The organism is uncultured Parabacteroides sp., from assembly GCF_905196875.1.
GTDB lineage: Bacteria > Bacteroidota > Bacteroidia > Bacteroidales > Tannerellaceae > Parabacteroides.
Map to the genome: position 1 here is coordinate 1 of NZ_CAJJWO010000084.1, position 21,568 is coordinate 21,568.

Consider the following 21,568-nt stretch of genomic DNA (forward strand, 5'->3'; position numbering starts at 1 on the left):
AGAGCAATTAACCTACGCTCATTTCCAATAAATTACACTCTTTTCGTAACTTCAGTCTGCAAAAATACCATTATATATACATATAACAATGGGTATGGCTTTCATTTTCTATCGGTAAATATTGCAGAAGGCGTTAATAAGATAAAAAACTTTATAATCGCGTCAATGTTTACGACAGTGCCGCCCTGTTAGGCTTACATCTACACTCAGGACATGCCTAGAAGTGAGCTTCGAAACTAGAAAATATTGAACCTACTTTTGGCTTGATCCAAAAGTAGTCAAAAGATCAAGGCTGCACCTGTCTCGCTACTCCGCATCCTACATTCGCTGTCGCCTCCGAACTCGCTTCGCTCAAACAGCGGATGCTCCTGCCGCTCACTCCGGCTGCTGCGCTTAACGCTCGCCAGCTGAGGCCTTTCCAAGGAAGCGGAGCTTCCTCTTAGGATTGCCGATACTGCCTGTCAGAAAGGTGTCGGTATCGGCCATCCCAAAAGAACGCTTTGCGTTCTCTAAAAGGCCTTCGGCGGGTGAGCGTCCGCGAAGGGGAAAGACGAAGCGTTAGGGAGGCTGCGCTGTTTGAGCGTAGCGAGTTCGCAGACGACAGCGGAGTCTTTCACCGTAGCAGCGAAGCCGGTGCAGCCTTGAACTTTTGGTTACTTTTCTTTCAAGAGAAAAGTAACATTCAAATCTGACAAAAACTGAAACTTCGATTCAAACGAATCATATTCCTAAAACCTTGACCCAAACAAAGACAATCATAAAACAAATATCAAAATAAGTCATGCAAAAGAGAATTTTAGCAGGGATTGCCGGCATAGGTTTGCTGGCGGTTCTACCGGCCTGTAGTGCCCAAAAGCAATCAGTAACGGAAGATATGTATGCGGCAGCCCGTACGGCACAAACCGGATCGGAACCGGAGCAACAGGAAGTAAACACTCCTACCGGGCAGGCAACGAGAAATGTGGCAATACCTTTGTTGCAGATCGATGCCCAGGCAGTCTACAACCGAATGATCAATTACATTGCTCCGGATGAGGAACTGGCTCCGAAGGTGGTTTCCCGGCATATTTCCGTGTATGTCGATTTCCCGGCAGGAGGCGTATCGGTCAATCCCGGATATGGTAATAATCGGGCAGAACTGGTAAAGCTGGAAGAACATCTGAAGCCTCTTTTGCAATCTGATGGCGGTGGCGTAACGAAAATCCGCATCACCGGTTATGCCTCTCCTGATGGCAATACGAAAGAGAACGAACGCCTGGCGGGTAATCGCTCCATCCAGTTTAAAAACTATCTGCAGAAACAGTTCAAATTGCCTGATAACGGGCTGGTTACGGTCGACTGGGTAGGAGAGGACTGGGACGGTTTGAAAGAGTTGATCTCTAAATCGGATAAGAAATACAGTAGCCGCGTATTGGCAATCTTCCAACTGACCGACGATCCTGATAGCCGTCGTAAACAGATCCGTGCAATAGATAACGGTGCTGTATATAAAGATATCGAAAAGAGTTTCTTCGGACGTCTGCGTCGTATGGAACTGACAGTAGAAACGCAGTCGCAAATCGTTTCTGCCGATAACTTCCAGTTGATAGAACTGATTTACAGTCAACCTGACAAAGTATCCTTAACGGATTATTTTCGTGTTGCATCCCTGTATCGTCCGGGAACAGACCAATATCGGGAAGTGTATGAGCTGGCCGCTTACACTTATCCTTCGTGTGTTGTAGTTCAGTTGAATGCCGCCGCCGCTGCTTTGTCGCAGGGTGATACCGAGTCTGCCCGTTATTTTTTCAATCAGGTAGGCGGTGATCAGCGTGCTTATAATAATCTGGGAGTTTTATCATTGATGGATGGCGATAAGGAAACAGCTATGTCTTATTTCAAGAAGTCACTTCCACAGAATCCGAAACTGGCACGTGAGAATATGGAAGTTCTGATACAACGGTAACAATATTTATGAAAAACGAATTAGTTATAGCCGGCCGGCTTGTCGGCCCGGCACACCCTCCTTTGGTTGTAGCCGAACTGGGTATCAACCATGAAGGCTCGTTGCAGACTGCATTTGAAATGGTGGATGCGGCAGCTCGTGCAGGAGTGGAGGTGCTAAAACATCAGACACATATTGTAGAGGATGAAATGTGTGGAGTGGCGAAACAGGTAGTGCCCGGCAATGCCGACGTGTCTATCTACGAAATAATGAGCCGTTGCGCACTTTCGGAAGAGGATGAAATGGCCTTGCAACAATATGTGCAGTCGAAAGGAATGATCTTCATCAGTACTCCCTTTTCGCGTGCGGCAGCCGACCGCCTTCAGCGAATGAATGTTCCGGCGTTTAAGATCGGTTCGGGAGAGTGCAATAATTATCCGTTGCTGGAACATATCGCCCGATTCGGTAAACCGGTTATTTTATCGACAGGCATGAACACCATCGACAGTATTCGCAAAGCAGTAGATATTTTCAAACAATATCGTGTACCGGTAGCCCTTTTGCATACCACCAACCTTTATCCGACCCCTTCCAATTTGGTACGTTTGGGGGCTATGCAAGAAATGGTAGAGGCTTTTCCCGGCTATGTGTATGGCTTGTCCGATCATACAACAAACAATCTGGCCTGTTTGTCTGCCGTGGCATTAGGAGCCTCGATAGTAGAACGCCATTTTACCGACAGAATGGATCGTAAAGGCCCGGATATCTGCTGCTCAATGGATGAACAAACTACGTGTGAACTGATCGGACAAAGTCGGGTGATTTATTCAATGCTTGGCGGTCATAAAGAGCCGCTGCCGGAAGAGCAGGTGACAATTGATTTTGCTTATGCTACCGTAGTAACGATCCGTCCGGTGAAAAAAGGAGAATGCTTTACGAAGGATAATCTTTGGGTGAAACGTCCCGGTGTGGATGGAATCCTGGCAGAATCGTATGAAAGTATCTTAGGCCGTAAAGCGGCTGTAGATATTGAGGGAGATACGCAGCTCTTGTACGATATGATTGAAAAATGAGCATGAAACGTGTACTATTTATAACCGGTACCCGTGCTGATTTCGGAAAGTTGAAGTCGCTGATAAAAGTGTTGGACGATCATCCGGATTTTGAAGTGTCGATCTTTGTGACAGGCATGCACATGCAGCGTTTGTATGGATCTACATTTCTGGAGGTGGAACGTTGCGGCTGTAAATCTATATTCAAGTATCTGAATCAAACTTCGGAATCGACTATGGATCTTACTTTGGGAAAGACGATAGATGGTTTGTCTACTTATCTGAAAGAAAATCCGGTCGATCTGATTGTAGTTCATGGTGACCGTGTGGAAGCATTGGCAGGAGCCATTACAGGTAGTTTGAATAATATCCTTGTAGCTCATATTGAGGGTGGCGAATTGTCCGGAACGATCGACGAACTGATCCGTCATGCAGTCAGTAAGCTGAGTCATACCCACTTTGTAGCCAATGAAAAAGCCCGAAGCCGTTTGATACAGATGGGAGAGCAGGAAGAGTCGGTTTTCGTAATCGGTTCTCCGGATATGGATGTCATGTTTTCCGATGCATTGCCTGCTTTGGAAACAGTAAAAGAGTATTATGAAATACCTTACGATACTTACGGAATTGTGATGTATCATCCGGTGACTACTGAATATAAACAAACCGCTTTGCATGCCAATCAACTGGTGGATGCTTTATTGAAAGATACGCATAAGTATGTCGTGATATATCCGAATAATGATTTAGGTTCTCATTTGATACTGGAAGCCTATCAGCGTTTAAATAGTCATTCCCGTTTTCGCCTGATTCCTTCGATGCGTTTTGAATACTTCTTATCATTGCTGAAACAGGCCGCTTTTATTGTCGGAAACTCGAGTGCCGGTATCCGTGAAGCACCGGCTTATGGCATTCCATGCATCAATATCGGCAGTCGTCAGCAGAATCGGGCTTGTTCTCCTTTTATTTATAATTCATCAGAAGATTCTGGACAAATATTGGAAAGCATAGCAGGAATAGAACAGATAGCGGTAAAACCGGAATACACTTTTGGCAAAGGAAATAGTGCTGAAAAGTTTCTGGACTTATTGAGTACTTCTGCATTTTGGGATACTTCCAGGCAAAAGCAATTCAGAGATTTAGATAAAATTGAATACACTAAAATGTAATAGCATGTCGCAATCTTACGTAAGATTGTTTATCAAGCAAAGCTGCTTGATAAACACAATTCGTAAAATAAAGAGTTGGATTGTTTTGTTCAGTCAAATAAAAATAAGTAGCTACATTCGATATAATCGTAAAATATGGCTTTATAAAAAGGCGCATATAAAATTGCATAAAAGCTGTCGGTTAAGAATTGCACAAAATGATAGTTTGCGTCTGGGAGGTCCCTGGGAGCCGATAGGGAATAATTTTTATCCGGTTTATTTTGACACTCATTTTGTCGCTTATAGAAATAGTACTATTGAAGTGGAGGGAATAGTTAATATACAAACCGGCTGTCTTTTTCGTATTCTGGAAGATGCAAAGCTCATAATAGGAGAAAATGTTCTATTTAATAGTTTTGGGATGGTGTATTGTTATGAAATGATTAAGATAGGAAATGGAGTTGTAATCGCTCCATATGTACGAATGAGGGATTCGGATGGTCATCATTTTGAATATCCGGGATATGAAAAAAAGGGGGTAATCCCCATTATTATAGAAGATCATGTTTGGATTGGGTTGGGAGTCACTATATTGAAAGGGGTAACTATTGGAGAAGGATGCGTTATTGCAGCAGGTTCGGTAGTTACGAAAAGCTTTCCACCTCGATGTCTGGTCGGAGGAAATCCGGCAAAAATAATTCGTGAAAATATTTTTTGGAATAGATGACAGACTTTATTCCGAAGAGATAATCAAATAGAAATAGTATGAAGTATGTAATTTTGATCGCCGCTCGTGGGGGATCGAAACGTTTTCCGGGTAAAAATATTCAACCTTTGTTAGGTAAGCCTTTACTGGCGCATTCTATCTTGTATTCGCAGCGTGTTTTGCCGGATACGGAGATTTATGTATCGACCGATAGTAAAGAGATTGCTGCTGTGGCCCGTGAATATGGGGCTGAGGTTATCGATCGTCCGAAAGAACTGTCGGGTGATTTGTGTACGAGCGATTCCGTATTGCAGCATGCTGCATCCGAACTCCTTTCGGCGAGAAAGGAGTTCGATTATATGATTCATATACAGGCAACGAATCCCCTTCGTCCTGAAGGAATGATGGAGGAAGCCTTGAGGCATATAGAAAGCGGACAGTACGACAGTTTGTTTACGGTAAGTCCTTTGGTTAGGAAGCTGGGGCGTTTGGTCAACGGAAAATTTGTTCCCTGGAATTTTGTGTTTGGCCAGCGTAGTCAGGATATGGAAACACTTTATTTTGAGAACGGTCTGCTTTATATCTGTCACCGTGATCTGATATTGAACGGACGTATCCGGGGAGACTCTTTGTATTCGCTGGTTGTCGACCATCCTTTCGGTTCTTTGGATATCGATACAAAAGAGAATTTTGAAGAGGTAGAATATTATTCTATGAAATACCGGTATTTTGAAAATTATACAGAGGAGTAAAATGTGGTGTTTAAAAAAATATAAGGCAATTGCATATCTACCTAATACTTACGCCCTGTTGCAGTATTATCTGCTGGAACCTTATAAAGCAGAGGATACACTTTTCTTTATTCAGGATAGTTTCCCTAAAGAGGTGGCCACCCGATTACCGGTAGCAAAAAATGCAGGTCCATTTTTTCTATATAGTAACTATTTTTTTTCGCCAATGATCCGTTTTTATTCTTTCTTGAATCATAAGACTCCGGTTTATCTGGGAGGAGAGCTTCAGTTTACAAGCCTTTTCCTAAAATGCTTTGATGTATGTTTTTATCTGGAAGACGGGGTGGTTTCTTATGAGATAGTTTGTAATAAAGAAAGATCGGTTATACAAAAAAGAAAAGTTAGATCGGGGTGGTTAGGCCGATGGTTATTGGGTGATCTGTATCCTATCCTGGGGCAGGCAGAGAATGTACAAACTGTCTATTTAACCGGGATTCTGCCGATACCGGAACCGATTGCACATAAAGTAGAGTTGATCGATCTGAAGTTACTATGGCAACAAAAAGATTTGCAGCAAAAAGAAAATATATTGAAAGTATTTCTACCGGAAGGTTTCGATAAAGACAGACTGGTCGGTTGTGAAACTTTATTACTGACACAACCTTTTAGTGAAGACTTTGGAGAATGTTTTCCGGAACAGGAAAAGATAGATATATACCGGAAATTATTATCCGGCTATGATGAATCGAAAGTATTGATAAAAGTTCATCCCCGGGAAAAAACAGATTATTCGTGTTATTTTCCCCAGGCAAAGATATTGCGAACATCCTGTCCGATGGAACTATTGATGCTTTTGGGTTTACATATAAAAAGAGCAGTCAGCGTTAATTCGACAGCTATTTTTAATCTGGGTAATTCTGTTGAGAAAATAATCAGTGGATATGATGTTTCTCCGGCCTTAGCTAAAGAAGCGAAAAGACGCGGATTATATGATGGCATATCAAATGGATCCGAAAATAAACAGGGATACTTTTGAATGTGAAATACTAATATTTTGCATTCAAAAGTACCTTATTTCAGCATCAAAAGTATATACCTTTTTTCTGGATAAACGTACAAAGCGAAACTGTTCTTCCCGGCCGATAGGAAGAACAATTATGAACAAAAAATTTTTTACAGCTTCTGCGGAGGAACTCATTTGTCGTTTCCCCGTTTTGCGGAAAGCATGGATAAAGCTCCCGATAAGGAGCAACTGATCATTGAATGTGCCCGTTTCCTGAAAAAAAAGGAAATTCTTGAAAAGAGATCATGGCGTATTTTTGCGAAACGATTCTTTGCCTGCTACAAAGAACAGATCCTGGTTTATTATGGCTACCAGCCGCAGGATGCCGGACGTCCGCTCGTACAGGTGAATGATAAATACCTGTTTCTTGCCGTGATGGCTGCCTTATGTAAAACCGGAAAAATAGACGATAGCCAGAAAGCGTTGAGTGAAGTGCTTTATGCCGGGTTTGGCCTGGAGCTAGAAGTTTCGACCATTCAGAGGCAATTGTCTGAGATTCTATCAGAATACAGTAAGTTATTCGATTATATAGCGAAGTTCAAAAAAGACGATTTTAAATAATAATTTTAAAAGGCTTGAGAATGAACAGTTTTCGCTTTTGTTTTCCGGCGTTTTTATTACTCCTGTCTTTGCAGGAGGCATATTACCTTTATTCTTGTCAGGCAAGATGGCAGGAGTGTCTAAAAAAATTGGGCTTGCCCCTCTTTGTATTAGTTATAAATAATATTTATTCTATATTAAAGAGAGCGGAACAAACTGTTGTCGGAGCGATGTACTGTAAGTTGTTTCAACACCTTGAATCTAATCGGTCAAATAGCGCCGCTTTTGCGCGTCTACGCCTGTCATGTTTCATTTATTAATTAAAACTATAGGGAAAATGACAAAACGTAAGGAAGAGTTATCTTCAAGCTTTCGCAAGAGCGGTTACCTGAAAGTTGGCAGAACTATACTGCGGGCTTTGTTTTCCGAAAGTCGTGAACAACGCGGATTGGCTGCTGTGTTATTGTGTGTGTTAACCTATGCTTATTTCAGTGATGGGCATGTCTGCCTGAACAACCAGTCGGTCTATTGCCGGGCAGGCGAGTGGATCACTTCGTTTACCGAGATAGCCGGTTTGACCGGACTGGATCGGCGTTTGGTTAAAAAACATCTTCTGAATCTGGAAGAACGTGGTTTCCTGCATGTCCATGATCTGGGAAACTATAAACGTATTGCCCTGGCTATCTGGGAGCCGGTGGTGAATCAGAATACAAATAGCTCTTCACCGGCAACAGCGAGCGATGACCGGTTGCCGGATATCGGGTCGGGTCTCCTGGATCAGGCCGGACAGTTTTATCAATCTTCTAAGGGGGGACAAGGATGGACAAACTGAATCTGAACCGGGTAAATCTCCCGATGGAACAGGCTGTAATTGCCGGGTTGCTTACCAGCCCGGATGCAGTATACGACGTGAACGGACGTTTGCGTAGCGAGATGTTCAGCCATCCCGACCTGCGTTTTGTGTATGAAGCGATTCTTTCGCTGGCTTCCGCCGGTCAGCCGGTCGACATGCTGACGGTGGAGACGGCTATGCAGCGGCTCGACTATCCGGCTTATATGCGGCTCAACGGGCTTTCGTTTCTTTCGGGCATGTTGCTCGATGTGCGTACCGACCATCATATCCGCGTACATGCCGACCAGCTGGTGCGCTGCTATATTCTCCGCAGCCTGCTCACTTCGTTGCAGGAGAAACAGGTAAAGGCTTTACGGCCCGACACCGATATAGCGGAGCTGCTGAATGAACTGGATGCGCTGGTTTGTGCGTTGCAGGATGAAATGGTTCCGGCTTTTACCCTCGAGGCGGCCGGACAGGTGGCACGCAGGGCATTGGACTTGTCTTATCAAAGACAGGCGGATCGAGAAGCCGGTGTACATGACCAGGTTTATACGGGTGTGTCGGAACTCGACCGTTTGTCGGGCGGATTGTATAAGGGCGAACTGACGGTTCTGGCGGGACGTCCTTCGATGGGTAAATCGGCGGTGGCTTTATGGATGGCGCTGAATGCGGCACGCCAGGGAAAAGCGGTGGCTTTCTTCAGTGTGGAGATGAACAAGGAGCAGATCGTGCTCCGCTTGCTGTCGATGATCAGCGGGATAGACGCCAATTGCCTGCGTTTCAGAGGGACTTCGGTATCCGACCGTCTGCGTCTGGAAAAGGCGCAGGAAGAGCTAGGCCGTTTGCCCATAACATTGGAGTATTGTGGCAGCGATACGGTGGAAGATATACGTGCCAAGGCACAGATACTATATAAGCAGGGAAAGTTGGACGTGTTGTTTATCGACTATCTGAACCTGATCAATATCGTGTTGTCGAAAAGCCAGTTGCAGGAGACTACGGACCTGGCTTTGGGAAATATCGTACGAAAAATTAAGTTGATGGCCGAAGAGATGGATATACCGGTGGTATTGCTGGCGCAGATGAACCGGGAGAGCGAACGTCGTACGGCCCCTTATTTCCCGGTATTGAGCGACTTACGTAATTCGGGTGCGATCGAGCAGGTGGCCGATGTGGTGATATTCGTCTATCGTTCCGAAAAATACGGCATAACGCACGATCCGAAGACGCGGGAAGACCTGAGAGGCGTCGGGTTGTTGTTTCTGGCCAAGAACCGCAACGGGGCGACAGGAACAGCCCGTTTCCGCTATAATCCGGCATTGACCTGTTTGACGGATTATGATCCGAAGGTAATATAATGCCTAAAAAAAGATGGAGATTATGATATTTATAAAAAAGTAATTCGAAATGGTACAAAAAAATTTAATTTATGATGTTGGTATGCATAAAGGCAATGATACCGATTATTATCTCAAAAAAGGATTTAAGGTGATTGCTTTTGAAGCTGATCCGCAATTGATACTATTCTGTAAAGATCGATTCCGAGATGAGATTAATTCCGGACAATTAATAATCGTTGAAGGTGCAATTGTAGATCCAGCGTTGGCAACAGAAAAAAAAGAGAAGGTGCGATTTTTTGAAAACAAGGGGAATAGTGAATGGGGAACCGTTTGTCAGAACTGGGTTGACAGGAATGAACGATCAGGAAAACCCAGTTGTATGATAGAAGTTCCCGTTACAGATTTTGCCGCGTGTTTAAATCGATATGGAATCCCTTATTATTTGAAAATAGATATCGAGGGAATGGATATTCTTTGTTTGAAAGCATTGCTTTTATTCCGGGAAAGACCTGATTTTGTTTCATTGGAATCAAATAAGGTTGATTTTAGGAAATTGAAAGAGGAATTTAACTTGTTGTGTGAATTAGGCTATAATTCCTTTCAAGCAGTAAATCAGGCAAAAATACCAAATTCAAAAGAACCTCTTGATACGAAAGAAGGACGTTTTGTTGGATATGTATTTCCTATAGCTTCTTCGGGAGCCTTTGGAAAAGATCTTCCTATATCCGGATGGATGAAAAGAAAGAAAATATTGCTGATTTATCGTTGGATTTTTCTGAAATATAAATTCTGGGGACCGGATGACAGATATGCTAGATGGCATAAAAATTTATTTGGCAAAATTTATTATCGCATATTAGGTTTTGGATGGTATGATACACATGCCCGAAGGTGTGATAGGTAGTTGGAGTGCTACTTTGACTAAATAAATTCTTACAGAATGAATCTGAAAGGTCAGATAAAACAAAAGGTCTGTTTGGAGGAGGTAGTGGAACGTTACCTTCCTCTGCAACGGAGCGGAAGTTCAGCAAAGACGTTGATCGGTCTTTGTCCTTTTCACGATGACCGGCATCCGTCGCTGCATATCAACGTGAAGGAGCAATATTACAAGTGTTTTGCCTGCGGTGAAGGGGGAGACCTGTTCAAATTTGTTCAGAAAATGGAGGGATGCGACTTCCGTACGGCCCTGAAGAAGTTGGCCGGATGGTATGGCCTGTCGGATACGGACGATTACCGGCCGATTGAATACCCTCCGGTAAAGAGGAAACCGCTACCGGTTGCAGGAGATAAGCCGGAACCGGTCAGCCGGGTGTATATCGAAGCCTTGTTGCGTAGCCACCGGAGAGTCCTGGAGTTGTTGGAAGCATATGTGCCCGAAGATGAAGTGTTGCGTGATACCTATAAATTGTTCGAAGTAGGACAGGCATCCTCCTTTTTACCGTATGATTATACTTACCTATGTAACCGTATTGTTTTTCCGATCCGTAATGAACAAGGCGTGTTGGTGGCCTTTGCCGGCCGTTACCGGGGTGAGACGAAAGGTACGGATATCCGAAAATATATGAACTCGTCGAACAGTGCAGTATATCATAAAAGTACCCTCTTATATGGCCTCTATCAGGCGCAGGAAGCGATCCACCGGCATGGTTTTGTCTATATCACGGAAGGATATAAGGATGTACTGGCCATGTATGCTGCCGGGTTTTGTAATACGGTAGCTTTGTGTGGGACTGCTCTGACTGTCGAGCATGCTGAATTGCTTCACCGTTATACTCGTACTGTGATCGTCATGCTCGACAGTGACGATGCCGGCCAGACGAATGGTTATAAATCGGCACGGCTGCTGGTAGGAAAAGGTTTTTCCGTAGGCCGTATCATTCTTGAACCGGAGCATGATCCGGATTCTTTTTTACATGCGATTGGAAAGAAGGCATTTGTCGAATATCTGAAAAAAGCAACCCGTTACAGCCGGCTGGAGATCTATGAAACCGACTTGCTGAAACAAGTAAAACAGTTATTGTCTGAACTGAGCCTGGCGCTAACGGTTGCAGAACGTTCGGAACTGTTTTCTCAAATGCTCCCTTTATATAGGCGGCTGGGAAAGGTTACGACTCGCCTGGTGCATTCGCCGGTGATGAAGGCGGATTGGCTATTGGAATAAATCAGAATATGAAGTAAAATGAATTTAAAAATATGATTGTAGACAACGGCCGCAAGGTGATATACCTGCATAATCCGAAATGCGGAGGAACATTTCTGAGAGATATTTATATTGAAAAATATGGAGAGTCGGAAGCTACGAAATGGTGGAAAATATATGACTCTCGATATGGTACAGACCTGGGACATATTACCTATTCGGATTTATACCGTTTTATTCCGGATTGGAAAGATTATAGGATCGTAATGATGGTACGTAACCCGTATAGTCGTTTTTATTCGGCAGTCAAGGAGGTTAAGCTGCATTTGATAGGCTTTATAAAACTTGGTTTTATTGAAATTCCTTATGCAAGAATAGATAAAAATGGAATAGAATCAAGAATAAAAAATACTTTTTTTCGAAGTATATGTCCAGGGACATATAATCATACTCTGGTGAAACTTTTCACTGTTTCACCAGAGTATTGTTGTAAACAAATTTTGTCTTTTGAACGCCCGAAACAAGACTTATTCATACGAAGCAAAAAAATCCCCTGGCTGAACCCACAAAGTTATTTTTGGGGTAAAGATGTTGAAGTTCTCTATTATGAATCGGAAACCGACTGGGAGAAATTATTGGATATTTTTGACTTATCGGAATACCTGACTCGTCTATCGATAGCAAAAGCTTATGAAATACCTGATTATATGTATGCGATGATCGAGGAACTCTATCCTGAAGATATGGAATTATTCCGAAAATATAAAACCTCATAATTAAAATAGAAATATAAAAATGAAAATTATTCACGTAATAAATTCCATGAGTACGTCTCATGGAGGTCCTACGCGTACTGTATTATTAACAATGCAAGGAATAAGATCGTTGGGAATGGATGTAGAGATAGTGACAAACCAACCGGCTTCGGGAGAGGTAGCTGTATCGAATGATCCTTCCATTCGTTATGTTCCCCGTTTTGGTTTCAAAGAGAAACATTTCGGCTATTCGAAGGCGATCGCTCAGGAACTGGTAAGAATAGAAAATGTGGATATCTATCATATCCAGGGGATATGGTTGTATTCGGGATACATTACTGCTCGCTATGCCAGAAAGCAAGGGTGCCCTTACCTGATAACTTTGCATGGAACCCTTTATCCGCAAGCTTTGGTACAATCATCTTTTAAAAAGAAAACTTCTTTGTTCTTCTATCAGCGTCGGCAGTTGCAACAAGCTGCCTGTATTCATGCTACTTGTCGGGAAGAGATGGAACATTACCGGGCATTGGGGTTTACTAATCCTGTGGCTGTACTACCTTACCCTATGGAATGTGATGATAGGGTGGAACCGATGTATCCGAAAGATATCAAACGCATCGGTTACCTGGGACGTGTGCATCCCCGCAAAAGGGTGGAGAGGTTATTAGAAATATGGTTTCGTTTGAAAGAACCGGGCGAACTGTTGATTATGGGTGACGGAGATCCTGAATATATACAATTCCTAAAAAAGGAAACAGAGCGATTGAAACTGCAGAGAGTGAAATTTGAAGGTTTTGTCACGGGCGAGAAAAAGAACCGTCTGCTGGCTTCTTTGACTTGCCTTGTAGTTCCCAGTGATTTTGAAAATTGCGGTATTATCACACCTGAAGCCTTGCTTCAGGAAATACCGGTTATCGCTTCGACAGGCTCTCCCTGGCAGGATTTGGAAACATATCGGTGTGGGCGTTGGGTAAACAATGATATCGATACATTAACCGGACAAGTTAAGGATCTTTTGTCTATGGATGAAAATACGCTATATGAAATGGGTAAGCGCGGACGTCAGTTGGTATTGGATAAATACTCGGTGGATGTCGTCTCCCGTCAGATGGAACAGTTGTATGACTGGGTAGCCGGGCAAGGAGATAAACCTGAATTTGTATATGATTGAAACAAATACGAATAAAAATGAACAAGATTGAATTAGCCAAAGAAATTGCAAGTCGCATGTCTACGACTGTTACACAAACTCTGTGTTTTATAGACACGATGAACGATGTGATATGTGAGTCGATATCGCACGATAAGTCTGTTATCATCCAGAATTTCGGACATTATATGCCTTGGCAACAGACCGAACGTTTAGGACGTAATCCCAGAAGCGGTAAGGAGTGTACGATCCCCAGTCGTGTAAGTGTGAAATTCAAGCCTGGAAAAGGATTGATTGAGAAAATAAATGAAAAATAATTGAATATGGGAAAAGCCTGGGAGGTATTTTGGGGATGGATATTAGTCTGTCTGTTGAGCTCTTGCGGATCCGTAAAGGATATTGCCTATTTGCAAGGGGAGGATTTATTGAATAAAGCGACAGTGATCGATACGGTTACTTTAAAGATACAAAAAGATGATTTGCTGGATATAAATGTGAGTTGTCCGAATCCTGAATTGCTGCGTCCTTTTCTGCGATATGGCAGTCAGTACGATAATAATGGGGGCATGGGTGGGGGAAATAGTTCCGGATATCTGGTAGAAGCAGACGGGACGATCAATTTCCCACTGCTCGGGGAAATAAAAGTAACCGGTTTGACCCGGCGAGAGTTAATCGGTCTGATTCAAAACCGTCTGGAGAAAGAAGGGTATATAAAAGCTCCGGTCGTTACAGTCCGTTTTCTGAATTTCCGTATCTCGATACTTGGAGAAGTCAGTAATCCGGGTACTTACAGCATCTCTTCAGAACGCATAACCTTGTTTGAAGCCTTGAGTATGGCTGGTGACCTGACTATTCATGGGCGGCGTAACCGGGTGGCTGTTATCCGGGAGACGAATGGGGTACGAACAATCCTATATCATGACCTGCGTTCGAGGGATATTTTCCAATCTCCCGATTATTATTTAAAACAAAATGATATGGTGTATGTGGAACCGAACCGGGTCCGGGCAGAGACGAGTGTACAGAACCAGTTTACGAATGTGGGAACCTGGATCACGCTTATTTCTTTCCTGGCCTCGATGAGTGTTTTGATATTTAAATAAAAGAATATGAAAGAACAGAACCCTTATACGGACAGTTTCAAGCTGGTGGATGAATTCAATCTCCGGACAATTCTGGATGTCCTGTTAACGAAATGGTATTGGTTTGCCTTATCTGTTTTTTTATGTGTGGGAGGTGCTTATGTTTATATAAAGACTGTTCCGGTGGTCTATAAACGGAGAGCGATCGTACAGCTAAAAAACAAAGTGAAAACAGAAGAGGCTTTCAATGAAAAACAGATGTTTGCCAATAGTGAAATGAATATGAGTATTGATGGAGAAGCACTGGTTTTCAAGTCACGTTTACTGATGGGAGATGTGATCCGACAGTTGGGATTGGAAATCGGATATGCTGTAGACGATGGGTTGAAAATGAGAGAGATGTATACGGATATGCCGATACGGATTGATTTTCCGGATTCAACCTTTAGCAAACCGGTTCTTTTCTCGATTATACCGCAGTCGGACAGTTGTTACAAAATAAAAGGATTGGATGATGATCCGGATGGCGTAATGGAATATAATTTCGGTGCGGAAGTTATCACTCCGATCGGAAAGATAGTTGTGAGCCGAACTTCTTTTTTTAATACAGAATGGCTGAATGTCCCGGTGCTTATTACCTGTCATGAACATAAATCGCTCGTTTCCTCCCTGTTAAGTAAACTGGAAGTGGAACGTTCCATTAAAGAGGCTAATTTATTGACATTGACTTATCAGGACACAGAGTCGGCAAGGGCAGACGATATACTGAATACGTTGGTGCGCGCATATGTGGATGAGTCGATGAAGGATAAAAATCAGATTATACAAAGCACGGCACTCTTTATTGATGAACGATTGCAGTTGATTAATGAGGAACTGGGAAATGTAGAGAGTGACATTGAGGATTATCGGAAGCAAAACAAATTGGCAAACTTTGGTATAGAAGCAAAAGTCGCTTTGGAAAACCGAAGCCGGTATGATAGGGATGTGATCAACCTGACCGGACAAAAAGATCTGATCGAACTTGTTCAGCAGTATTTACATGATCCGCTAAAAAATGAATCTCTTCTACCTGCTAATACCGGTATACTGAGCGAAGGACAAGAAGTATTATTCAGCAGATACAACACATCTATACTGGAACGGGAGAAGTTACGAGAAAACGCTGGAGATGAGAGCCCAGCAGTCAAGTCGTTGACAAATGAAATAGTTTCCCTGCGCCGGGTGATCAGCCTGAGTCTGAAAAATGCTAAAGGAGAAATCGATATGAAACTGGATTATGCCGAACGGATGAGGTTACTGGAAATCGGCAGGATCAGCAATATACCGACACAACAGCGATATGTACTTTCGGTAGAGCGTCAGCAGAAAATTAAAGAAGATCTATTCCTCTATTTGCTAAATAAACGTGAGGAGAATGCGTTGTCGTCTGCTACAGCCGAGAGTAATCTTCATATAGTTGACCCGGCTTACGGAGTCGGTACGGCAGGAGCTAGCTCTTTGGTTATTTTATTCGGAGCGTTACTTGCCGGATTGTTTATTCCTGGATTGTGTTTCTATCTGGGCCCGATGCTGGATGTAACGGTGCGGGGACGAAAAGATATTGAAGATAACCTGAGCATTCCTTTCCTGGGAGAGATACCGCATAACCGGAAGAAAAAAGAAATGGTGGTCGGTAAGCAGCATAGGGATGAAGTATCGGAAGCATTTAGTATTGTGCGGACTAATATTGATTTTATGGTGGATAAACAAAAAAAATCACAAGTCTTGATGTTGACATCTTCCAATCCGGCTGCAGGAAAGTCGTTTATATCGAATAATCTAGCGGCCTCTCTGGTGTTGGCGGGTAAACGGACTATTTTGCTGGAAATGGATCTCCGCAAGGGGTCGAAGAAGGATGATGATGGCCATATATTACCAGGGCTAACTCACTATTTGTCTGGCAAGATAACTGATCTTAGTCAATTGATATATCCTTATAAGGGATTTGAAGAACTGGATGTCATTACTTCCGGGCCTATTCCGCCCAATCCTTCCGAATTGTTGTTGGGACAGCGGTTGGATGAGTTGGTCGAGCAATTAAAGGAGCGTTATGAATATGTCGTTATCGATGCGGTTCCTTACGGTATGGTGGCGGATGCTCCGATTATCAGTCGTGTTGTCGATCTGTGTATTTATGTAATACGCGAAGGTTTGATGGATAGACGGCGGTTACCGGATGTTGAGAGCTTGTATACCGAAGGTAAGTTGCCACATCTCTCTGTGTTGCTGAATGATGCACGGAATAAACATGCCGGCTATGGCTATGGTTACGGATATTATGGCTATGGTTATGGAGGAAGTTATTATGGATCCCCTAACTCTTAATCTACATGCAAAAAAGAGTCGTCATAATCAATAAATACGGCGCACTTCATCCTTCGGCTACCGGACGTCCGGTTCGTAAACTGGCTGATTATTTATGGGAAAATGAGGTCGATGTGATCGTTCTTTCCATTCATGCCCCTTACAAGGGACAGATTTCGCAACAATGTGAGAAATTACCTTACCGGACGATCGAATTACCCGATTTTTATAGCGGTACAAATAAATGGCTTCGTTTGTTAGGCAATCTTGTAGATGGTTTTCGATTGATGGCTTACTCTATGTTGCTACCGCATCATCAGCTAAAGATTGTATTGACTGATCCTTCTTTGATTAATATCTGGGCGATCTTATTCCGTCCATTTACTCAAAGTAAACTGGTCTTTTGGACGATGGATTTATATCCGGAGGCATTCGTTTCAGCGGGATTAGTTTCTTGTAATAATCCCGCATACCGGATACTTTCTTCTTTTGTTTATGATCATATTCCTGATTTCCTGATCACTTTGGGTGAACAACAATACCGTTATCTATGCCGGCAATATAAGCAGTCTTTTATTCCTCATATCGTATTGCCTTGCGGAATATGTCCGAAAGAGGAAGCGGATGAGCCACTTTGGCGGAAAGCTAACCGGGATAAAATTATTTTCTGTTATGCAGGAAATATCGGAGAAGCCCATAATGATGTGTTTCTTTTGGAACTGATCAGACAACTGGATCCTGAAAAACATTTGATATTACTTCGTTTATATGGAGCAAAAGCACAACAAGTGCTGAAGGAAGCAAGTGTTTTTGAGTCGGTAATCCAACTTGAATATATCGCTCTGACAGATATGCAATATATAGACATCTGTGTGGCTTCTCTATTGCCTGCATGGAATCATGTTTGTGTACCGTCGAAAGTTGTCAGTGCAATATGTTGCGGACTGCCTGTTTTATATAATGCGAATGATAAATCGGAAGGAGCTTGTATGTTTTCCGGAGCAATTTGGTTGATATCGGATTCAGACGCTATGATAGATTATATATCGCGCTTTTTAAAGGAACTGACAAAGGATACCATTCTGCAGAAGAAAGAGAATGCCAAATGCTATGCTCATGAATTAGCAATATTGGAAAAGACTAATCTGTCTAATTTATTGCATATAATCAAATAAAAAATATTTTATAAAACACATATTTTATTATGGTCAATAAAATACCTCTGCTAATGACCGCTTCTGTCAGTACCAGGAATATGAAGGGAGCTTGTTTCTCAGATGCAGAACGAGAAAAAATGTATTTGGAAACAATTCTTTTTTACAAACAGAAATTGTTAGAAAAGAAGAAAGATAACTATAAAATCGTATTTGTTGAAAATTCCGGATGGGATTTGCAACGGTTTAGTATACAGGTTCAGGAATTTGTCGGTTTGTCTATTGAATTTATTTCTTTAGATCCTGCTTTTTTTGATATAAGCAAAGGGAAAGGATATAATGAATTGTTATTGATAAATGAAGCCATAAAGAAGTCTGAGTTTATACGGAAAGCTAAAGCTTTTGTAAAAGTGACAGGTCGATATCCTATTTATAATATTCGATATTTTATAGATGTTTCCAGTGATTTGATAAGGAGAAATAATGTCGATTTATATATTGATATTAAAGATCATAAGTTATATGATTTTTTACGGTTACATATGTGTGGACATGCGGCTGACGTAAGATTATTTGCAACTACAGTTCCTTTTTATCAGGAAAATATTTCTGATAAATATGTACAGTTGAACGATTATGGAGGCATTATGCTAGAGGGGATAATGTATAATCTGGTGAAGTCTTTGCGAAATAAATATCATATTGTTTGTCGTTTTAGAAGAGAACCTCACTTTGGTGGAATTGAAGGATCGAATGTGAAGGCGGTAACATTTACAAAGAATCAAGATTCTTTTATCGGAAAAGTAAAACGTTTAACAGGTAATTTTATAAGATGGTTTATTCCCTTCTTCTGGTTCTGAAAAAAATAATCTTATCCGTATTATAGTTATGTCAAATAAAAGAGAAGAATTATTAGTCGATTTATCGCTGTATAAAAATAAGTTGGATTTAAAAAATAAGATTGGCCGTTTTAGCTGGAATATAGTATATAGAATAGCCTTCCGCCCTTTTAGTCTGACATTGTTTAATCCCTGGAGATTGTTCTTGCTCCGTCTTTGGGGAGCAAAACTAGATCCAAAAGCACATATCTATTCTTCGGTAAGAATATGGGCTCCCTGGAATTTAGAGATGGGGGCTTACTCCTGCCTGGCACCTTATGTAGACTGTTATAATACCGCTTTAGTTAAAATCGGAGAACATTCTACCATATCTCAAAAAAGTTATTTATGTGCTTCGTCCCATGATATAACGGATCGGTTTCATTCATTGATAACGGCACCTATTGTCATTGAAGATCAGGTTTGGATAGCAACAGAGGCTTTTGTCGGAATGGGAACAAGAATTAAACAGGGGGCCATAGTTGGAGCCCGGGCTTGTGTCTTTAAAGATGTCGATCCGTGGACCGTAGTAGGAGGTAATCCTGCCAAAATAATAAAAAAAAGAGTTATAAGAAATACCAATTTGTCATCCTTGATTACTAAATAATGAAAGAGCTGGATATCTCTGTTATCATCCTTACTTATAATGAGGAAATACATATTTGTCGTTGTATAGAAAATATATATCCTTTAGTAAGGAATATTTTTATAATAGATAGTTATTCTACGGACCGAACACTTTTAATTGCAAGCAAATATGAAAAAGTGACGATTCTGCAAAATAAATGGGAAAATAACTATGCTAAACAATTTAATTGGGCCTTGGAACATGCTCCTATCCGAACAAAATGGGTGCTTCGTCTGGATGCGGATGAATATTTGCTGCCTGCATTGATCAGGGAATTATCAGAGCGAGTGTCATTCTTACCAGAGAATATATCCGGTATTGTTTTTAAAAGGCGACATTATTTCCTGGGCAAATGGATGAAACGGGGAATCTATCCTGTTTATTTACTTCGTATGTTTCGTTATGGTAAAGCGATTTGTGAACAACGGCTGATGGATGAACATATTCAGTTGCTGGAGGGTACTGCAATCAATTTTGAAGAGGATTTTGTCGATCATAATCTAAATAATCTATCCTGGTTCTGTAATAAACATGTGGGGTATGCTGTTCGTGAGGCGGCTGATTTGTTGGATATCGAACTGGATATATATGGAACATCGCTATCAGATGATCAGAAAATTTTAACCGCTCAGGCTATGGATAAGAGACGAAAAAAACATCGTTATGCGCGTATGCCTCTTTTCTGGCGTGCGTTTGTTTATTTCTGTTATCGTTACTTTCTTAAAGCGGGTTTCCTGGAAGGTAAAGAAGGCTTTTTATGGCATTTCCTGCAAGGGTGGTGGTACAGGACCTTGGTCGATGCTAAAGTTTTTGAAATAAAGCATTGTTTCTTTACAGACAGGGAGAAAATCAAAAATTATTTGAGTGATGTTTATAATTGCAGGTAAATGTGATTTAAGTAATAATAAATTAGATAACAAATGGATATGAAAGTTTCAATTATTGTACCGGTATATAATGTTGCCCCTTACCTTGAGGCTTGTTTATTATCTTGTATTAATCAGACATTTCGTGATATAGAAATCGTTGTTGTTGATGACGGATCTACAGATGAGTCTCCCGGTATCATCAAAAGGTATGCAGAAAAAGATGATCGTATTAAAGTCATTACAAAAGAAAATCAAGGATTGATTTATGCTCGTAAATCAGGGTTGGAGGCGGCTTGTGGTGAATATGTCTTTCATCTGGATGGAGATGATTATCTGGAAGTGAATGCGATAGAAGTGCTTTATCGTGAAATTATAAAAAGTGGATCTGATTATGCTGAGTGTGGATATTATTTTGTTAGTGAGGATGATAGTCGTATCTGTAAACAAAAGATTAAGGGGAATAGTCTGTTGAATGGATTATCTGGAGAGGATTTATTATTTTATGCGCTTCATCATAACAGATGGTCTATTTGGGGTAAATTGATGCAGAAATCTTTGTTTGATGGGATTGTTTACTTTCCGGTTTCTTTGGGAGAAGATTTATTTTTACTTATGCAAATCTGCTTAAAAGTAAGGAAATCGATAGTTGTTGATATTTTTTTGTATAATTATGTTTCGCGACCAGGATCGATAACAAATCAGAAGGAAGTATACAGGAAACGTAGGCTTGATATGATAAAGTCTATATTTTTTCTTTTAGATAGATATGCTTATAGTCAGTCAGTTAGAGAGGAAGTCTATTTGATGTTTTATTATTATTTTCTGAATGGCATTTATCGTAAGGAGATAGAGGTTAAAACAATTTTGTATGATTATTATTGGAGTAAGGAAGAACAAAGGGCCCTTTTATGGAGGAGAAGAAAAGATTTTTATTTAATTACAGGTGTATCTTTTCTATGTCCTTTTGTAGGTCGCTTGATACTAAAGATATATTTGCCTGTAATTTTTTTATGGCGTAAGTTTTTGGGTCATTGGAATAAAAGGTTTAAAAGAAGTTGAGTCTGCTGCGTTGTATTATCGTACAGATCGGGAAAAAATCAAAAAATATTGTGTGATGCTTATAATTGCAGGTAAATGTGATTAAGTAATAATAAATTAGATAACAAATGGATATAAAAGTTTCAATTATTGTACCGGTATATAATGTTGCCCCTTACCTTGAGGCTTGTT

General features: G+C 41.4%; 21 protein-coding genes. All 21 read left to right on the top strand.

Translation table 11 applies throughout. The features are described 5' to 3' along the window. Nucleotides 1–781 precede the first annotated feature (781 nt). Nucleotides 782–1,945 (top strand): OmpA family protein, encoded by a 1,164-nt coding sequence (locus tag QZ076_RS19195; protein ID WP_293716291.1) that lies wholly within the window; start codon nt 782–784, stop codon nt 1,943–1,945. 8 nt (nt 1,946–1,953) lie between these two features. Continuing rightward, on the top strand, nt 1,954–2,997 hold the full coding sequence (locus QZ076_RS19200) for an N-acetylneuraminate synthase family protein (protein WP_293716294.1): 1,044 nt from the start codon (nt 1,954–1,956) through the stop codon (nt 2,995–2,997). Nucleotides 2,998–2,999: 2 nt separating this feature from the next. Next, on the top strand, nt 3,000–4,142 hold the full coding sequence (gene neuC / locus QZ076_RS19205) for a UDP-N-acetylglucosamine 2-epimerase (protein WP_293716297.1): 1,143 nt from the start codon (nt 3,000–3,002) through the stop codon (nt 4,140–4,142). A 4-nt stretch (nt 4,143–4,146) separates the two neighbouring features. Next, a complete protein-coding gene (locus QZ076_RS19210; protein ID WP_293716300.1) occupies nt 4,147–4,848 on the top strand; it encodes an acyltransferase in 702 nt (233 codons plus the stop codon). Nucleotides 4,849–4,886: 38 nt separating this feature from the next. Next, nucleotides 4,887–5,579 (top strand): acylneuraminate cytidylyltransferase family protein, encoded by a 693-nt coding sequence (locus QZ076_RS19215; protein ID WP_293716303.1) that lies wholly within the window; start codon nt 4,887–4,889, stop codon nt 5,577–5,579. A 1-nt stretch (nt 5,580) separates the two neighbouring features. Continuing rightward, a complete protein-coding gene (locus QZ076_RS19220; protein WP_293716306.1) occupies nt 5,581–6,594 on the top strand; it encodes a glycosyltransferase family 52 in 1,014 nt (337 codons plus the stop codon). Nucleotides 6,595–6,783: 189 nt separating this feature from the next. Beyond that, nucleotides 6,784–7,182, top strand: a complete 399-nt coding sequence (locus QZ076_RS19225; RefSeq protein WP_293716309.1) for a hypothetical protein — start codon at nt 6,784–6,786, stop codon at nt 7,180–7,182. Nucleotides 7,183–7,498: 316 nt separating this feature from the next. Further along, on the top strand, nt 7,499–7,993 hold the full coding sequence (locus tag QZ076_RS19230) for a hypothetical protein (protein ID WP_293716312.1): 495 nt from the start codon (nt 7,499–7,501) through the stop codon (nt 7,991–7,993). After that, the gene (locus QZ076_RS19235; RefSeq protein WP_293716315.1) at nt 7,981–9,354 is read left to right on the top strand and encodes a DnaB-like helicase C-terminal domain-containing protein; all 1,374 of its coding nucleotides are present in this window, start codon (nt 7,981–7,983) and stop codon (nt 9,352–9,354) included. The genes QZ076_RS19230 and QZ076_RS19235 overlap by 13 nt, the downstream gene beginning before the upstream one ends. Before the next feature lie 49 nt (nt 9,355–9,403). Continuing rightward, nucleotides 9,404–10,240 carry an FkbM family methyltransferase gene (locus QZ076_RS19240; RefSeq protein WP_293716318.1) on the top strand — a complete coding sequence of 279 codons (837 nt, stop codon included), beginning with the start codon at nt 9,404–9,406 and terminating at the stop codon, nt 10,238–10,240. 36 nt (nt 10,241–10,276) lie between these two features. Next, on the top strand, nt 10,277–11,497 hold the full coding sequence (locus QZ076_RS19245) for a CHC2 zinc finger domain-containing protein (protein ID WP_293716321.1): 1,221 nt from the start codon (nt 10,277–10,279) through the stop codon (nt 11,495–11,497). Nucleotides 11,498–11,529: 32 nt separating this feature from the next. Continuing rightward, nucleotides 11,530–12,252, top strand: coding sequence for a hypothetical protein (locus QZ076_RS19250; protein ID WP_293716324.1), 723 nt, complete (start codon nt 11,530–11,532; stop codon nt 12,250–12,252). Nucleotides 12,253–12,298: 46 nt separating this feature from the next. Further along, nucleotides 12,299–13,402: a glycosyltransferase gene (locus tag QZ076_RS19255; RefSeq protein ID WP_293716351.1), complete on the top strand. Its 1,104-nt coding sequence runs from the start codon at nt 12,299–12,301 to the stop codon at nt 13,400–13,402. A gap of 17 nt (nt 13,403–13,419) precedes the next feature. Beyond that, entirely contained in the window at nt 13,420–13,698 is a 279-nt protein-coding gene (locus QZ076_RS19260) for an HU family DNA-binding protein (protein WP_293716327.1), read from the top strand. A gap of 6 nt (nt 13,699–13,704) precedes the next feature. Further along, nucleotides 13,705–14,484 carry a polysaccharide biosynthesis/export family protein gene (locus QZ076_RS19265; protein WP_293716330.1) on the top strand — a complete coding sequence of 260 codons (780 nt, stop codon included), beginning with the start codon at nt 13,705–13,707 and terminating at the stop codon, nt 14,482–14,484. 6 nt (nt 14,485–14,490) lie between these two features. Beyond that, nucleotides 14,491–16,830: a tyrosine-protein kinase gene (locus tag QZ076_RS19270; protein WP_293716333.1), complete on the top strand. Its 2,340-nt coding sequence runs from the start codon at nt 14,491–14,493 to the stop codon at nt 16,828–16,830. A 5-nt stretch (nt 16,831–16,835) separates the two neighbouring features. Beyond that, nucleotides 16,836–17,984: a hypothetical protein gene (locus QZ076_RS19275; protein ID WP_293716336.1), complete on the top strand. Its 1,149-nt coding sequence runs from the start codon at nt 16,836–16,838 to the stop codon at nt 17,982–17,984. A gap of 29 nt (nt 17,985–18,013) precedes the next feature. Then, the gene (locus QZ076_RS19280; protein ID WP_293716339.1) at nt 18,014–18,823 is read left to right on the top strand and encodes a hypothetical protein; all 810 of its coding nucleotides are present in this window, start codon (nt 18,014–18,016) and stop codon (nt 18,821–18,823) included. Between the two features lie 28 nt (nt 18,824–18,851). Further along, on the top strand, nt 18,852–19,448 hold the full coding sequence (locus tag QZ076_RS19285; protein ID WP_293716342.1) for a putative colanic acid biosynthesis acetyltransferase: 597 nt from the start codon (nt 18,852–18,854) through the stop codon (nt 19,446–19,448). Further along, nucleotides 19,448–20,356, top strand: a complete 909-nt coding sequence (locus QZ076_RS19290; protein WP_293716345.1) for a glycosyltransferase family 2 protein — start codon at nt 19,448–19,450, stop codon at nt 20,354–20,356. The genes QZ076_RS19285 and QZ076_RS19290 overlap by 1 nt, the downstream gene beginning before the upstream one ends. 33 nt (nt 20,357–20,389) lie before the next feature. After that, entirely contained in the window at nt 20,390–21,397 is a 1,008-nt protein-coding gene (locus QZ076_RS19295; protein WP_293716348.1) for a glycosyltransferase family 2 protein, read from the top strand. Nucleotides 21,398–21,568 lie beyond the last annotated feature (171 nt).

Excerpts from the sequence above, each read along its gene's own strand:
- QZ076_RS19235 (WP_293716315.1), top strand. The coding sequence starts at position 7,981 with ATGGACAAACTGAATCTGAACCGGGTAAATCTCCCGATGGAACAGGCT.
- QZ076_RS19280 (WP_293716339.1), top strand. The coding sequence starts at position 18,014 with ATGGTCAATAAAATACCTCTGCTAATGACCGCTTCTGTCAGTACCAGG.
- QZ076_RS19230 (WP_293716312.1), top strand. The coding sequence starts at position 7,499 with ATGACAAAACGTAAGGAAGAGTTATCTTCAAGCTTTCGCAAGAGCGGT.
- QZ076_RS19200 (WP_293716294.1), top strand. The coding sequence starts at position 1,954 with ATGAAAAACGAATTAGTTATAGCCGGCCGGCTTGTCGGCCCGGCACAC.
- QZ076_RS19240 (WP_293716318.1), top strand. The coding sequence starts at position 9,404 with ATGGTACAAAAAAATTTAATTTATGATGTTGGTATGCATAAAGGCAAT.
- QZ076_RS19265 (WP_293716330.1), top strand. The coding sequence starts at position 13,705 with ATGGGAAAAGCCTGGGAGGTATTTTGGGGATGGATATTAGTCTGTCTG.
- QZ076_RS19255 (WP_293716351.1), top strand. The coding sequence starts at position 12,299 with ATGAGTACGTCTCATGGAGGTCCTACGCGTACTGTATTATTAACAATG.
- QZ076_RS19290 (WP_293716345.1), top strand. The coding sequence starts at position 19,448 with ATGAAAGAGCTGGATATCTCTGTTATCATCCTTACTTATAATGAGGAA.
- QZ076_RS19260 (WP_293716327.1), top strand. The coding sequence starts at position 13,420 with ATGAACAAGATTGAATTAGCCAAAGAAATTGCAAGTCGCATGTCTACG.
- QZ076_RS19285 (WP_293716342.1), top strand. The coding sequence starts at position 18,852 with ATGTCAAATAAAAGAGAAGAATTATTAGTCGATTTATCGCTGTATAAA.
- neuC (WP_293716297.1), top strand. The coding sequence starts at position 3,000 with ATGAAACGTGTACTATTTATAACCGGTACCCGTGCTGATTTCGGAAAG.
- QZ076_RS19225 (WP_293716309.1), top strand. The coding sequence starts at position 6,784 with ATGGATAAAGCTCCCGATAAGGAGCAACTGATCATTGAATGTGCCCGT.
- QZ076_RS19210 (WP_293716300.1), top strand. The coding sequence starts at position 4,147 with ATGTCGCAATCTTACGTAAGATTGTTTATCAAGCAAAGCTGCTTGATA.
- QZ076_RS19215 (WP_293716303.1), top strand. The coding sequence starts at position 4,887 with ATGAAGTATGTAATTTTGATCGCCGCTCGTGGGGGATCGAAACGTTTT.
- QZ076_RS19250 (WP_293716324.1), top strand. The coding sequence starts at position 11,530 with ATGATTGTAGACAACGGCCGCAAGGTGATATACCTGCATAATCCGAAA.
- QZ076_RS19270 (WP_293716333.1), top strand. The coding sequence starts at position 14,491 with ATGAAAGAACAGAACCCTTATACGGACAGTTTCAAGCTGGTGGATGAA.
- QZ076_RS19220 (WP_293716306.1), top strand. The coding sequence starts at position 5,581 with ATGTGGTGTTTAAAAAAATATAAGGCAATTGCATATCTACCTAATACT.
- QZ076_RS19275 (WP_293716336.1), top strand. The coding sequence starts at position 16,836 with ATGCAAAAAAGAGTCGTCATAATCAATAAATACGGCGCACTTCATCCT.
- QZ076_RS19195 (WP_293716291.1), top strand. The coding sequence starts at position 782 with ATGCAAAAGAGAATTTTAGCAGGGATTGCCGGCATAGGTTTGCTGGCG.
- QZ076_RS19295 (WP_293716348.1), top strand. The coding sequence starts at position 20,390 with ATGGATATGAAAGTTTCAATTATTGTACCGGTATATAATGTTGCCCCT.
- QZ076_RS19245 (WP_293716321.1), top strand. The coding sequence starts at position 10,277 with ATGAATCTGAAAGGTCAGATAAAACAAAAGGTCTGTTTGGAGGAGGTA.